Consider the following 14052-nt stretch of genomic DNA (forward strand, 5'->3'; position numbering starts at 1 on the left):
CGGCATAAAATTGCAAACAATTCGACCGTGCGCGCGATTTGAGCAATAATATTGCCCTCAACACCGAATTCCCGAGGTATTTATGACCAAGATCGCGCTGGATAAAACCGATCGTAAGATTCTGTCCATCTTGCAGGCCGACGGCCGGCTGTCGAATCAGGACGTGGCCGAGCAGGTCGCGCTGTCGCCGTCGCCCTGCCTGCGCCGCATCAAGCGGCTGGAAGAAGCCGGCGTGATTCGCCAATACGTGGCGCTGCTGGACCCGGACAAGATCGGCCTGGGCCTGCTGGCCTATGTGAACGTACGGCTGGAAAAGCACAACGAAGCGTCGGCGCACAGCACCGCGCGCGTGCTGGGCGCGCAGAACACCCAGCCGTCGCCGCGAGCCGACTTTGCGGAGTCGGTGTCGCAGTGGCCGGAAGTGGTGGCCTGCTACGCGATGACCGGCGAAATGGACTACCTGCTGCGCGTGCACGTGGAAGACATGGAGCACTTCTCGCGCTTCATGATGGCGACGCTGCTGCGCCACCCGGCGGTGCTGGACGTGAAATCCTCGTTCGCCCTGCAGCGCGTCAAGGACACCACGGCGCTGCCGCTGGTCTGATTATTTTTTGCCGAACAGGCGGCCCAGCCATTTGCTGGCGATGCGCTTGTTGGCTTTGTAGGTGTAGTCCAGTACCGCGAACTGTTCGTCCAGCGCTTCTTGCAGCACGCTGGCCGGATTGGCTGGCGGCAGCTTGAGGTAGGCATCGGCCTCGCCGTAGTCGCGGTGGATTTCCATGCCGGCCTTTTTCGCGATGTGCATCATGGTCTTGTTGGACGACAGACAGTGCATGTACAGCGTGTCCACGTCGTTGTTGCGGCAGGAGATGGCGGCGCGCTCGAACAGCTTCGATCCCACACCCAGCCCGCGCGCAGTCTTGCTGACCGAGACGCCGAATTCGGCCACCCGCTCCTTCTCGGTGACGCTGTTTTTTTCATCGCGCGGCGCAAACGCCAGGTGGCCCACCGCTACCAGTTTGAAGAACCGGTTGTACACGCCGAACACCATGTCGCGCGAGAAGTCGATGCGGTTGACGTAGTTGCTCACCTGCTCGTCCGGCAGCACGGTGCCGAAGCGCAGCAGGCGATCACTGTCTTCCAGATCGAGGAAGTGCTTGAGCATGCGGCGCCGGTCGCGCTCGCGCAACTCCTTCACCAGCACCAGCCGGCTCATTCCGCGTCCTCTTCTTCCTTCAACACTGCCTTGACGGCGCGTACGCGCGCGGCATGTACGCGCTCAGGGATGCGTTGTGGATTGTCGACGCACGATGCAGCGATTTCGCCGGCGTTGACGCCGCGTGCTGCAGCCAGTGCGTTTTCAAGATGCGCGAGCTGCGGGAACGGCGAATCAGCGTAGCTGGCATTCGGGCCGATGCGTCCTTTCGAATCGCACTCGGTCGCCAGCAGCATTTGCGTGAAGCGCGCCGGTTTGCGGAAGGCGTCGCAGCGCTCAAACAAGGTGACGATGGTGTTGGCGCGCAGTTGCAACGCGCGGCCCACGTTGCCATGCTCCCGCGTCGTCATCACGGCCAGGTCGCGGCATTCGGTCGGGACTTTGAGGCGCTTGCTCACCTGCTCCACCAGCTTGACGCCAAGGCCTTCATGGCCGTGGTGCGCGGGCCAGTTTTCCGGCGGCGTGGCGGCCTTGCCCAGGTCGTGCATCAAGCAGGCGAAGCGGGTTGGCAGGTCGCGGTCCAGTTGTGCCGCGCAGTCGATCACTTGCAGCACGTGGATGCCGGTGTCGATTTCGGGATGCCATTTCTCCGGCTGCGGCACGCCCCACAACGCGTCCAGCTCCGGCAGGATGCGCGCCAGTGCGCCGCAGTCGCGCAGCACTTCCAGCATGCGTGACGGCTTATGTTCCATCAATCCACGCGACAGTTCCTGCCACACACGCTCCGGCACCAGCGCATCGACTTCGCCCTGCTCCACCATCTGCTTCATCAGCGCATTGGTTTCAGGCACGACGCGGAAGTCGCTGAAGCGCGCGGCAAAACGCGCGATGCGCAGGATGCGTACCGGATCTTCCGCGAAGGCTTCCGAGACATGGCGGAAGATGCGCTGCTCAAGATCGCGCTGGCCGCCGTATGGGTCAGTCAGCGTGCCGTCGTCGGCGCGCGCGATGGCGTTGATGGTGAGGTCGCGCCGGATCAAATCATCTTCCAGCGTGACGTCAGGCGAGGTGTGAAACACGAAGCCCTTGTAGCCGGGCGCGGTCTTGCGCTCGGTGCGGGCCAGTGCGTATTCTTCCTGCGTCTTCGGATGCAGGAACACCGGAAAGTCCTTGCCGACCGGGCGGAAGCCCTTGGCGATCATCTCATCGGGCGTGGCACCGACCACCACGTGGTCGTGGTCCTTGACCGGCAGGCCAAGCAGCGCATCGCGGACTGCGCCGCCTACTACGTAAATCTGCATGGTCTTAGTCCGGCATTTCCGCGTCGTGCTTGGGCGCCGTCTCGGTCTCGGCCAAGGCTTCGTTGACCCAGCGCACCACGGCGGGATGGGCCAGCACGCGCTGGCAGTAGGCGTCCAGTGCCGGCGCCAACGCCACGCCGTAGGTGCGGAAGCGACACACCACCGGCGCGTAGTAGGCATCGGCAATCGAGAACTCGCCAAACAGGAATTGGTGATGGCCGAAGCGCGACAGGCACTCTTCCCAGATTTCGCTGATGCGGCCGATGTCGGCTTGCGTGCCCGGCGTGCGGCCCTTGCCCGGATAGCTGGCCCGGATGTTCATCGACATCGAGTTGCGCAAGTCGCTGAAGCCGGCGTGCATCTCGGCGCATACCGAACGCGCCATCGCGCGTGCCGCCACGTCCTGCGGCCACAGGTGCAGTTCGGGGAACTGCTCGGCGAGGTATTCGCAAATCGCCAGGCTGTCCCAGATGGTCATCTCTTCGCCGGCCAGCAGCACCGGCACACGGCCCGAGGCCGAGTAGCTGCAAATGCGGTTGGCGGTGTCGTCCTGATCCAGCAGCACGCGCACTTCCTGGAACGGGATGCCGAAGGCGGTCATCGCCACCCACGGGCGCATGGACCACGACGAGTAGTTCTTGTTGCCGATAACGAGGGTCAGGCCGGGCGAGCGTGCGGCGGCCAGGGTTTGCGACAGGCTTGGATCAAGTTGGGTAGTCTGCATGATGGTACGTATCCTGTAAAAGGGATCAGCGCGGAACGAAGCTGGTTTCCTGCTCTTCCTGTTCGGTATAGCCTTTCGGTGCGACGCTGCCGAGGCGCGCCTTCAGCGATTGCGGCCGCCCTTCAAACAGCGCGGCGTAGTAAGCGGCATTCGACATCACGTTCTTGACGTAGGTGCGCGTCTCGACGTACGGAATCGATTCGATGAACACGGTGCTGTCCATCGGCTTGGTCAGCGTGGCGCGCCAGGTGCGCAGGCGTCCCGGCCCGGCGTTGTAAGCGGCGGTGGCCAGCACCTGCGAGCCATCCATATTCCCCAGCACCATGTTGAGGTAGTTGGTGCCGAGCAGGATGTTGGTGCGCACGTCGCTCAGCATATCCTGCGCGAAGTCGGCCAGGCCGATTTTCTTGGCGATCCAGCGGCCGGTGGACGGCATCACCTGCATCAGGCCCGAAGCGCCGGCGTGCGATTGCGCGTCCATGATGAAGCGCGATTCCTGCCGTATCAGGCCGTACACCCAGGCCTTGTCGAGACCCAGCGTTTGCGTGGCGGGATGCATCACGTCGTTGTGCGGCGACGGGAAGCGCTGCGTGTAGTCGACCTGGATGCGGGTGCGCTCCGAGGTGTTGACCATGCGGTCGAGGATATTGTTCTGGCGCGCGAATTCGGCGGCGGCCAGGTGTTCGCGTTCGTTCAGGCCGCGCAAGCCCCAGTTCCACTCGCGCGTGCCTTCGAAGCGCAGGCGCATGCTGAAGAACTTCAGCGCACGCTGGAAGTTCGGGTTGGCCGCCATTGGCGCGATTTCCGCTTGTGAGAGCGGCGCGCCGGCGGGCGGGATGGTCACCAGCTTGCCGGTTTCTTCCAGCGCCAGCTGGCCGTAATAATTCGATTGATCAGAAATGCTGCGGAACAGCTGCAGCGCTTCGCCGCTCGGCTGGCTGGTGACGCCGTCGCGCCCCATCAACGAACGGCCCAGCCAATAGATCCACGTCGGCTCGCTGCGCAGCGACGGCGGCATGGCGCGGATGGTGCTCTCCACCGTTTTCCAGTCGCCGTTGCGCAGCGCGATGCGCGCCTTCCATTGCGCCTGGTCGATCGACAACGGCGCGCCGTTGGAACGCTTCCAGTAGTCGGTGGTTTCCGGCGCCAGCGTGTAGGACGACGCCAGTGCAATCGCCGCCCAAGCCTGCTGCTGCTCATGCGCCGTCATTTTCGGTGTGGCCTTGTTCAGCGCCAGCGTCGCCAGCTTGATGCTGGTCTTGGCCAGGCGGCCCAAGGCGACAATGTAGATCTGATGTTCGACCTTGCTCGCGCCCATGCCCTTGGCGACAGCGACGGTCGGCAAATCAACCGCTTGCACGGCTTTCTTTTCCGGACCGTCCAGCAGCGCGACGATGCGGCGCGCCTGGCCGGTGGCGTTGTACTCGCCGGACAGGCGCAGTTGCGCGTACAAGTCTTCGGTGTTGAACTGGTTGTTCTGGTATAGCGTGGCGATCAGGTCGGCGCACGGCTGGCCGTAGCCATTCGGTGCGGTCAGCAAGGCGCGTGCCTCGTCCGCGACCTTCTGGCCTTTCAGGGCGCGCGAGGTCAGCGCGTAGCATTTGACCTGGGTGTCGTCGTTGAGGATGAACAGCGGATACTGCTCGTCGAAAGTGGCCCAGTCGCGCTTACGGCCCAGTTCCAGCAGCCAGTCGTTGCGCAGGCGGTCGACAATGGCCTGGCCTTCGTAGCGCTTGAAGAAATCGCGGATTTCGGACGACGAGGCATCCTTCAGGCGGGATTTCAGCCGATAATAATCAACGTAGGATGGAATGGAGTAGTTGTTCAGGCGCGCGGCGTAGAACTCCGCTTTGGACGCATCGTCCTGGCGTACAGCGTCGCGCAGCAGCAGGAAGGAGTCGTCTTCCCTGCGGCTATCAGCGTCGTCGGCGTGGGCAAACGAGGTAAAGGCTACGACGAGGGCGCCGGCTATCCATTTCGAAGCAGAAATCAATGTGCAACTCTCTTAAGACTTGAATCAATTATGACCAGCATGTCTAGAATACCACGCAGCGACGCCGAATCACCAGCCCGCAAGGCGGATTTAAGGAAGCAGTTGCTGGCCGCGCGGCGCGCTATCGACAGCGCCACGCGAGCGGCGTGGGACCGGGCGATCGGCGCGCAGGTGGTGGCGTGGTGGAAGGCTGCACAGCCGGCGGCGCTGGGCGTCTACTGGCCGCTGCGCGACGAGCCGGACTTGCATGCGGCATATGGGGAACTGGCGCATCTCGGCGCGCGCCTGCTGCTGCCGGTGGTGGTGCAAAAGGATGCGGCGCTGGAGTTTGCCGAGTGGCGCATCGGCGAAGCGATGGTGAAGGATGCGATGGGCGTGGCTGTGCCGGCCGACTTGCGCTTGCAGGAGGCGTATCCGCCGGCGCTGCTGGTGCCGTGTTTAGGTTTTAATGCGCAAGGCTATCGCCTGGGATACGGCGGCGGTTTCTACGACCGCACGCTGGTACGTCACCAGCCGCGCCCGCAAACACTGGGCGTTGCTTACCAGTGCTTGCAGGTGCAGTTCGACAGCGGTGGGCATGATGTGGCTTTGGACCGCATCATCACAGAGGTTTAAACGAGGCGCTGCCACAGCGCGGTGGTCGCTGCGGCCTGGTTCATGCTGTAGAAGTGCAGGCCCGGTGCGCCGCCTTGCAGCAGGCGTTCGCACAAGCCGGTCACCACGTCGAGGCCAAAGGCCTTGATCGATGCGCTGTCGTCGCCGAAGCTGGCCAGCTTCAGTCGCACCCAGCGTGGAATCTCGGCGCCGCACATGTCGGAGAAGCGCATCAGCTGCGTGTAGTTCGTGATCGGCATGATGCCAGCCACGATAGGCACGTTGATGCCCAGCTTCTGCGTTTGCTCGACGAACTGGAAGTAGGCGTCGGCGTTGTAGAAGTACTGGGTGATGGCCGAGTTGGCGCCGGCTTTTACCTTGCGCTCGAACGCCAGCAGGTCGTCCTGCGGCGACTTGGCTTGCGGGTGCACTTCCGGATAGGCCGCCACTTCGATGTGGAACCAGTCGCCGGTCTCCTGGCGGATGAATTCCACCAGCTCATTCGCATAACGGAACTCGCCGGCCGCGCCGTAGCCGCTCGGCAGGTCGCCGCGCAGTGCGACGATGCGCTTGATGTTGTGCGATTTGAATTCGGTCAGGATTTCGCGGATCGACTCGCGCGTGCCGCCCACGCAGGACAGGTGCGGCGCCGCGTCTTCGCCGGCGTTGAGGATCTCGACCACCGTGTCCAGCGTGCCGCGCTGCGTGGTGCCGCCGGCGCCGAAAGTCACGGAAAAATATTTTGGTTTGAGTTCGGACAGTTTGGCGCGCGTGACGCGCAGCTTTTCCGCACCCTCCGCCGTCTTCGGCGGGAAGAATTCGATACTGAAGTTAGGATTGTCCATCTGGGTTCTTCAAAAGTAAGGTCGACAAAGCCCAGGAAATCACGCTGTACAGGATTGCGCCGCCGACGGCCGACAGGAAGCTGTCGACGTGGAAGCCGTCCACCCATTGCGCCACCAGCCAGAACATGAAGCCGTTGACGATGAAGATGAACAGGCCCAGTGACACCAGCGTCACCGGTAAGGTCAGCAGGAGCAGGACGGGACGTATCAGCGTATTGACCAGGCCCAGTACAAGAGCCGCGACGAGGGCTGCGCCTATGCTTGTGACATCGACGGAATGCATCAGGTAAGGCACTGCCAGCAAGGCAGCTGCATTGATTAACCAGGTAAGGACCAAACGCATAAGAAGTCTCGCTGCAAAAAAGCGGGGCCCGCAAAGAGGCCCCGCCTTCAGTGGTGATTAATAACGGTAGTGGTCTGGCTTGTACGGACCTTCTTGCGTCACGCCGATGTAGGCTGCTTGCTCTTCGGTCAGCACGGTCAGTTGCGCGTTCAGTTTCTTCAGCTGCAGGCGCGCCACTTTTTCGTCCAGGTGCTTAGGCAGCACATACACGCCGACCGGGTACTTGGCGGTGTTGGCGTACAGTTCGATCTGGGCGATGGTCTGGTTGGCGAACGACGACGACATCACGTACGAAGGGTGGCCGGTGCCGCAACCCAGGTTCACCAGGCGGCCTTCAGCCAGCAGGATGATGCGCTTACCGCTTGGGAAGATCACGTGATCCACTTGCGGCTTGATGTTCTCCCAGGTGTACTTCTTCAGCGACGCTACGTCGATCTCGTTGTCGAAGTGGCCGATGTTGCAGACGATGGCCTGGTCCTTCATCTTGAGCATGTGCTCTTCGGTCAGGATGTGGTAATTGCCGGTGCAGGTCACGAAGATGTCGCCGTGTTCTGCGGCGTAGTCCATCGTCACCACGCGGTAGCCTTCCATCGCCGCTTGCAGGGCGCAGATCGGATCGATCTCGGTCACCCACACTTGCGCCGACAGGGCGCGCATCGCCTGGGCCGAGCCCTTGCCGACGTCACCGTAACCGGCGATGACGGCGATCTTACCGGCGATCATGACGTCGGTAGCGCGCTTGATGCCGTCGACCAGCGATTCGCGGCAGCCGTACAGGTTGTCGAACTTGGACTTGGTGACGGAGTCGTTGACGTTAATCGCCGGGAAGGCCAGCTTGCCTTCTTTGTGCATCTGGTACAGGCGGTGCACGCCGGTGGTGGTCTCTTCGGTCACGCCGAGGATGTGCGGCAGGCGCTTGGAGTACCACGATGGGTCTTTGGCCAGGTGGGTCTTGATGGCGTTGAACAGGCAGATCTCTTCTTCCGAACCTGGGTTGGCCAGCACCGAGATATCTTTTTCAGCGCGCGCGCCGAGGTGCAGCAGCAGGGTGGCGTCGCCGCCGTCGTCCAGGATCATGTTCGAGTACACGGCATTGCCGGCGGCGTCGTTCGGCCATTCGAAGATGCGGTGGGTGTAATCCCAGTATTCGTCCAGGGTTTCGCCCTTGATCGCGAACACCGGGGTGCCGTTGGCGGCGATGGCGGCGGCGGCGTGGTCCTGGGTCGAGTAGATATTGCACGAAGCCCAGCGCACGTCGGCGCCCAGCGCTTCCAGCGTCTGGATCAGGACGGCGGTCTGGATGGTCATGTGCAGCGAACCGGTGATGCGCGCGCCTTTCAGCGGCTGCGCGGCCGCGAATTCTTCGCGGATGGCCATCAGGCCAGGCATTTCGGTTTCGGCAATCTTGATTTCTTTGTTACCCCACGGCGCCAGCGAGATATCGGCAACCAGGTAGTCCTGAGCGGTTTTGAGTACGGCGTTCATCACGCCCTCCTTTCATGTGTTGAAAAAAGTAACGTGAGCGCGGTTGGGGATCTCCGAGCCTGGCGAATGAACATTCGTCGCAGCGCTCCTCGGAGCGAGGATTTTAACAAAAAAAAACGCCCCGCAGGGCGTTTTTGTTGTAGCCGCTGGCTTACTTGAGGCCGGCGGCGGCGCGCAGGATGGCGGCCTTGTCGGTGCGCTCCCAGCTGAACTCAGGCTCTTCGCGGCCGAAGTGGCCGTAGGCGGCGGTCTTGGCGTAGATCGGACGCAGCAGGTCCAGCATCTGCACGATGCCTTTCGGACGCAGGTCGAAGTGCTCCTGCACCAGCTGGGCGATTTTCTCGTCCGGGATCACGCCGGTGCCTTCGGTGTACACGGTGATGTTGATCGGACGTGCCACGCCAATCGCGTACGACACCTGCACCTGGCACTGGCGCGCCAGGCCGGCCGCTACCACGTTCTTGGCCACGTAGCGTGCAGCGTAGGCTGCCGAACGGTCGACCTTGGATGGATCCTTGCCCGAGAATGCGCCGCCGCCGTGCGGCGAGGCGCCGCCGTAGGTGTCGACGATGATCTTGCGGCCGGTCAGGCCGCAGTCGCCCTGCGGGCCGCCGATGACGAAACGGCCGGTCGGGTTGACCAGGTACTTGGTGTCCTGCAGCCATTCCTTCGGCAGCACCGGCTTGATGATTTCCTCGATGACCGCTTCTTCGATCTGCTTGTGCAGCATTTCCGGCGCGTGCTGGGTCGACAGCACCACGGTGTCCACCGCCACCGGGCGGCCGTTCACGTAGCGCAGGGTAACTTGCGACTTGGCATCCGGACGCAGCCACGGCAGGCGGCCGTCCTTGCGCAGCTGCGACTGGCGCTCGACCAGGCGGTGCGCGTAGTGAATCGCGGCTGGCATCAGCTCGGCGGTTTCGTCGCAAGCGTAGCCGAACATCAGGCCCTGGTCGCCGGCGCCCTGGTCCAGATCGATACCGGCGCCTTCGTCCACGCCCTGGGCGATGTCCGGCGACTGCTTGTCGTAAGCGACCAGCACGGCGCAACCACGGTAGTCGATACCGTAGTCGGTGTTGTCGTAGCCGATGCGCTTGATGGTTTCGCGCGCAACTTGAATATAATCGACGTTGGCGTGGGTGGTGATTTCACCGGCCAGCACCACCAGACCGGTGTTGCACAGCGTTTCAGCGGCAACACGGGCTTTCGGGTCCTGGGCCAGAATCGCGTCGAGAATAGCGTCGGAAATCTGGTCAGCTACCTTGTCTGGGTGACCTTCCGAGACGGATTCAGAGGTGAAAAGATAATCATTAGACATCGCAAGCTCCTGATATATGGTTTGAAACGGTCGCATACCATACGGCTTGCGACGCTTTAGCGACATTTATATCCCGCTTCGCAAGTTGTCATTAACTCAGCGGCTACTACTTAACGTGGTATTTTACGCGTTCTAAAAAAAAATTGCTTCACAAACAGATCGAGATTTCCCATGCTGGTAGCGCTTTTCCGTTTTCTGTCGATTTTCCCCCTGCCTGTCCTGCACGCCGCCGGCGCCGCGCTGGGCTGGATTGTGTACTGGGCCTCGCCCTCCTACCGCCGCCGCATGCGCGACAATATGCGCCAGGCCGGCGTGGCGCAGCACCTGAACGCCGCCATCGCCGAAGCCGGCAAGAGCATCATCGAGCTGCCGTTCATATGGTGCGCCGATCCGGCCCGCGTGTCACGCCACGCCACGCTGGAAAACTGGGAACTGGTGCAGGCCGAGCTGGACGCCGGGCGCGGCATTGTGTTCATGACGCCACACTTGGGCTGCTTTGAAATCGTGGCGCAGGAAATCGCCCTGCGCACCGAGCTGATGGTGATGTACCGTCCGCCAAAAAAAGAGGCGCTCAAGCCGCTGATCGAAGGCGCGCGCGCGCGCAAGAATTTGCTGCTGGCGCCGGCCACCATGTCGGGCGTGCGCATGCTGGCCAAGTTCCTCAAGAAAGGCCAGCCGGTCGGCGTGCTGCCGGACCAGGTGCCGCAGGAAGGCGAAGGCGTGTGGGCCACCTTCTTCGGCCGCGCCGCCTACACCATGACGCTGCCGGCCAAACTGGCCCAGCTCGGCGACGCCACCGTCATCATCACCTACGCCGAACGCCTGCCGGGCGGGCGCGGCTATGTGGTACGCTTCGTGCCCTTCGACGGAACGCTGGACGGCGACAGTGCCGCCCAGGCGCAAGCCATCAATCACGCGATGGAGCGCCTGATCGTCCGCAGTCCGTCGCAATATTACTGGAGCTATAACCGCTACAAGGTGCCGAACGGAATTGAAGCGCCAGCAGCGGCCAAGGCTGAGGATCACGCATGAAACTGATGTTAGGACTGATGTGGCTGCTGCACTGGCTGCCGCTACCGCTGCTGGGCCGCTTCGGCGACGCCGTCGGCAGCTTGTTGTTTGTACTGCTGCGTTCGCGCCGCCACATTGCGCTGACCAATCTGCGCCTGTGCATGCCGGAACTGACCGAGGCCGAGCGCGTCGATATAGCGCGCCGCCACTTCCAGTCGTACTCGCGCAGCGTGTGGGAGCGCGCGGTGTTGTGGTGGGCGCCGGAGTCGCGCCTGAAGCGCCTGATCACCATCGACCCGGACGGTGAAATCCCGGTGGCGGCGATGACCGAAAAACCGACCATCCTGCTGTGCCCGCACTTCGTTTGCCTCGACGTGGCCGGCGCCGCGATTGCGATGGAAGCCAGCGCCTCCTCGATGTACGTGACGCAGAAAAACGCCGCCTTCGACCAGGTGCTGCGCGCCGGCCGCGCGCGCTTCAAACCGGTGAAATTGTTCACGCGCCAGGACGGCATCAAGCCCATCCTGCGGGCGCTGCGCGACAAGCTGCCCTACTTCATGCTGCCGGACATGGACTTCGGCGAGAAGGATGCCGAGTTCGTGCCCTTCTTCGGCGTCCAGGCCGCCACCCTGACCGCCACCGCCCGCATCGCCGCCACCACCGGCGCGCAAGTGATGCCGGTGATCGCCACTTTCCTGCCCAATTACCGTGGCTGGCGTGTGAAATTCTACCCAGTGTGGGACAATTACCCGGGCGAGGACATGGTGGCCGCCACCCGCCGCATGAACGCCTTCATTGAAGAGCGCGTCCGTGAGGCGCCGGCCGAATACTTCTGGACCCACAAACGCTTCAAGACGCGCCCGAATGGCGAGCCTTCGCTGTACAGCAAACACTAAACCGCCCATGAAACTGAAATTCACCAAAATGCACGGCGCCGGCAATGACTTCGTCGTGATCGACGGCGTCAACCAGCACATCGACTTCACGCCAGCGCAGTGGAAGCTGCTGGGCGACCGCCGCTTCGGCGTCGGCGCCGACCAGATCCTGCTGGTCGAGAAGCCAAGCGAAGCCGGCTGCGATTTCCGCTACCGCATCTTCAACGCCGACGGCGGCGAGGTCGAGCAGTGCGGCAACGGTTCGCGTGCGTTCGTGAAGTTCGTGGCCGAAAAAGGCCTGACCGACAAGCGCAGCATCAGCGTGCAGACCAAGGCCGGCGTGATCGCGCCGCGCCTGGAAGCGGACGGCAGCATCACGGTGGACATGGGCGCGCCCATCCTCGAACCGGGCCGCGTGCCGTTCGACGCCGAAGGCTTGCAAGGTGAAAAGCAGGGCCGCGACACGCTGTGGCCGCTGGTGCTGGAACTGGGCGGCGCGCGCGAGAGCGTGCTGGTGTCGGCAGTGTCGATGGGTAATCCGCACGCGGTGCAGGTGGTGGACGATGTCGACGCCGCGCCGGTCGAGCTGACCGGCCCGCTGATCGAGCATCACGTGCGCTTCCCGAACCGCGTCAACGCTGGCTTCATGCAGATCGTCAACCGCCAGCACGTGAAACTGCGCGTGTTCGAGCGCGGCGTCGGCGAAACCCTGGCTTGCGGCACCGGCGCCTGCGCGGCGGCCGTGGCCGGCATCCGGCGCGGCTTGCTGGACAGCCCGGTGCGCATCGACGCGCGCGGCGGCCAGCTGTCGATCGCGTGGGATGGCGAAGGCCAGCCGGTCTACCTGACCGGCCCGGCCGTCACCGTGTTTGAAGGCGAAATCGAGATTTAAGCAGCCAGCAGGCTGTCCGGCACATCCGGCACGTCCGGCAGCCAGGTCTTGAGCCGGTACAGGCGTTGGCGGTAATTGCCTTCCAGCCCGTCCGGTCCGCTGTCGATGGCCTCAAACAGGCGCACGATGCGGTCCAGCGCCTGCCGCTCGCGCGCCGTGCGCAGCAGCACCAGGCGGCGCTTGCTGCGGCCGTAGCTGGCGCGGATATCAACCACCAGGCAATGGCCCTGGTCGGCCTCCTTCACATCCAGCAGCAACGCTTCCGCCCGGCTCAGGCCGAACAAGGCAGCCAGTTCCAGCCGCGCCGCCAGCAGGGGCTGGCTTTCCAATAACTCCCGCGTCAGGCAGGTGACGATGCTGGTCATCCAGCTCGCTTCCTTGGGCGCGGCCACCACCCGCATCAGGGCCGCTTCCGCTTCCGCGCAGCCTTGGGCGGCGGCCTTTTGCAGCCAGTAGGCAGCACGCACGTCGCTGTGTTCGTCGGTGCGGCGGTTGCGCCACGCATACATGCCGCATTCCAGCTGGGCGCCGCGATGGCCCATCTCCGCCGCCCGTTCCAGATAGGTTTGCGCCTCGGCCACGCAGCGGTGGGAAAACTCCGGTTTCAAATAGATGCGCGACAAGGCGAACCAGGCCTCCGCCAGCCCCTGCTCGCCGGCCAGCGTCAGCCAGCGAATGGCGCGCTTGAAGTTGACGGCGGCGATGCCGCTGCTCTGGCGCTTGCCGTCGCCATCCATGCGCGCAAACCACAGGCCCAACGCCAGCTGGGCGTTGCGATCACCGCCCCAGGCCGCCAGTTCGCGGCACTGCTGCAGTTCGGCATCCGATGGCGCCAGCAGTTCGGCACAGCGCGCCAGCAACAGCAATTGCTGCGGGCTGGGCAACCAGTCGCCGCCGCGCGCCGCTTCGGCGTCGGGCGGCGCGGCGGCCAGCAGACGGCGCAGCAACGGCCGCGCCTGCTCCAGGAACAGCGCCGGATCCTGCTGCCACAGTGCGTCCAGCCGCGCATGCTCGGCCGGTGCGATGATGTTGTCGGCGCGCCACGCGGACGCTGGCCGGCGCGGCGCGGCGGCACGCTGCGCGCGCACCGGATCCGCCGGCACCGCTGCCGTAGGCGCCAGCGGCGGCTGTTGCGGCTGTTGCGACTGTTGCAGCAGTTGTTCCAGCACCAGCCCGGCCGGCTCGATGCCGGCCTCGGCGGCGCGTTGGTACCAGCCCACCACCTCGGGCAGGCGGTGCACGGCAATTTCGTGGGGAATGTGGCCACCGATCAGGCGCCAGGCTTCGTCGCGCCCCTGTTGGGCGGCGCGGCACAGCCAGTGCAAGGCGGTCGGGACGTTGAGCGGCAAGCCGGCGCCGCCGAACAAGTACAACTTGCCCAGCGCCAGTTGGCAATCCGCGTCTCCCGCGCGGGCGCCCCGGATGATCCCTAACTCTTCTCGATTAGCCATCGTCTCTGTGTTATGTACGGACCTTTATGACTTCCAGTGTAACGTGCCATCCACGCCACACCAT

14 protein-coding genes and 1 riboswitch are annotated in these 14052 nt (G+C 63.7%); of the genes, 5 read left to right on the forward strand and 9 right to left on the reverse strand.

The window, feature by feature from the left end; translation table 11 throughout:
- Positions 1–82 precede the first annotated feature (82 nt).
- A complete protein-coding gene (locus tag BMZ70_RS24020) occupies positions 83–604 on the forward strand; it encodes an Lrp/AsnC family transcriptional regulator (protein ID WP_092280227.1) in 522 nt (173 codons plus the stop codon).
- Here the strand turns inward: BMZ70_RS24020 and BMZ70_RS24025 are convergent, their stop codons facing one another.
- Genes BMZ70_RS24025 through BMZ70_RS24040 form a run of 4 tightly spaced genes read right to left on the reverse strand, consistent with a single transcriptional unit; the run spans position 605 to position 5174 of the window.
- Positions 605–1216, reverse strand: coding sequence for a GNAT family N-acetyltransferase (locus BMZ70_RS24025; RefSeq protein ID WP_092280229.1), 612 nt, complete (start codon positions 1214–1216; stop codon positions 605–607).
- Entirely contained in the window at positions 1213–2457 is a 1245-nt protein-coding gene (locus BMZ70_RS24030) for a multifunctional CCA addition/repair protein (protein ID WP_092280231.1), read from the reverse strand. Before BMZ70_RS24030 ends, BMZ70_RS24025 begins: the two co-directional genes overlap by 4 nt.
- Positions 2458–2461: 4 nt before the next feature.
- Positions 2462–3181, reverse strand: coding sequence for a glutathione S-transferase family protein (locus tag BMZ70_RS24035; protein ID WP_092280233.1), 720 nt, complete (start codon positions 3179–3181; stop codon positions 2462–2464).
- A 25-nt stretch (positions 3182–3206) separates the two neighbouring features.
- Positions 3207–5174 (reverse strand): lytic transglycosylase domain-containing protein, encoded by a 1968-nt coding sequence (locus tag BMZ70_RS24040; RefSeq protein ID WP_092280235.1) that lies wholly within the window; start codon positions 5172–5174, stop codon positions 3207–3209.
- A gap of 30 nt (positions 5175–5204) precedes the next feature.
- On the opposite strand from BMZ70_RS24040, the gene BMZ70_RS24045 reads away from it, so the two are divergent.
- A complete protein-coding gene (locus BMZ70_RS24045) occupies positions 5205–5789 on the forward strand; it encodes a 5-formyltetrahydrofolate cyclo-ligase (RefSeq protein WP_092280237.1) in 585 nt (194 codons plus the stop codon).
- Here BMZ70_RS24045 and metF read toward each other — a convergent pair.
- The 4 genes from metF to metK all read right to left on the reverse strand — a co-directional run bounded on the left by metF (position 5786) and on the right by metK (position 9759).
- The gene (gene metF, locus BMZ70_RS24050) at positions 5786–6613 is read right to left on the reverse strand and encodes a methylenetetrahydrofolate reductase [NAD(P)H] (protein ID WP_092280239.1); all 828 of its coding nucleotides are present in this window, start codon (positions 6611–6613) and stop codon (positions 5786–5788) included. The genes BMZ70_RS24045 and metF overlap by 4 nt on opposite strands.
- Positions 6600–6956 carry a phage holin family protein gene (locus tag BMZ70_RS24055; protein WP_092280241.1) on the reverse strand — a complete coding sequence of 119 codons (357 nt, stop codon included), beginning with the start codon at positions 6954–6956 and terminating at the stop codon, positions 6600–6602. Before BMZ70_RS24055 ends, metF begins: the two co-directional genes overlap by 14 nt.
- A gap of 57 nt (positions 6957–7013) precedes the next feature.
- Positions 7014–8441 (reverse strand): adenosylhomocysteinase, encoded by a 1428-nt coding sequence (gene ahcY / locus BMZ70_RS24060; protein WP_092280243.1) that lies wholly within the window; start codon positions 8439–8441, stop codon positions 7014–7016.
- Between the two features lie 28 nt (positions 8442–8469).
- Positions 8470–8538: riboswitch (S-adenosyl-L-homocysteine riboswitch) on the reverse strand.
- Positions 8539–8592: 54 nt separating this feature from the next.
- Positions 8593–9759 (reverse strand): methionine adenosyltransferase, encoded by a 1167-nt coding sequence (gene metK / locus BMZ70_RS24065; protein WP_092280245.1) that lies wholly within the window; start codon positions 9757–9759, stop codon positions 8593–8595.
- Between the two features lie 171 nt (positions 9760–9930).
- On the opposite strand from metK, the gene BMZ70_RS24070 reads away from it, so the two are divergent.
- Genes BMZ70_RS24070 through dapF form a run of 3 tightly spaced genes read left to right on the forward strand, consistent with a single transcriptional unit; the run spans position 9931 to position 12537 of the window.
- A complete protein-coding gene (locus tag BMZ70_RS24070; RefSeq protein ID WP_092280247.1) occupies positions 9931–10791 on the forward strand; it encodes a lysophospholipid acyltransferase family protein in 861 nt (286 codons plus the stop codon).
- A complete protein-coding gene (locus tag BMZ70_RS24075) occupies positions 10788–11666 on the forward strand; it encodes an LpxL/LpxP family acyltransferase (RefSeq protein ID WP_092280249.1) in 879 nt (292 codons plus the stop codon). Before BMZ70_RS24070 ends, BMZ70_RS24075 begins: the two co-directional genes overlap by 4 nt.
- A 7-nt stretch (positions 11667–11673) precedes the next feature.
- The gene (dapF, locus tag BMZ70_RS24080) at positions 11674–12537 is read left to right on the forward strand and encodes a diaminopimelate epimerase (protein WP_092280251.1); all 864 of its coding nucleotides are present in this window, start codon (positions 11674–11676) and stop codon (positions 12535–12537) included.
- Here the strand turns inward: dapF and BMZ70_RS24085 are convergent.
- On the reverse strand, positions 12534–13988 hold the full coding sequence (locus tag BMZ70_RS24085) for a tetratricopeptide repeat protein (protein WP_092280253.1): 1455 nt from the start codon (positions 13986–13988) through the stop codon (positions 12534–12536). The two genes, dapF and BMZ70_RS24085, sit on opposite strands and share 4 nt — an antisense overlap.
- Positions 13989–14052: the final 64 nt, after the last annotated feature.

This window comes from Duganella sp. CF402 (genome assembly GCF_900109645.1).
Taxonomy (GTDB): Bacteria; Pseudomonadota; Gammaproteobacteria; order Burkholderiales; family Burkholderiaceae_D; genus Rugamonas.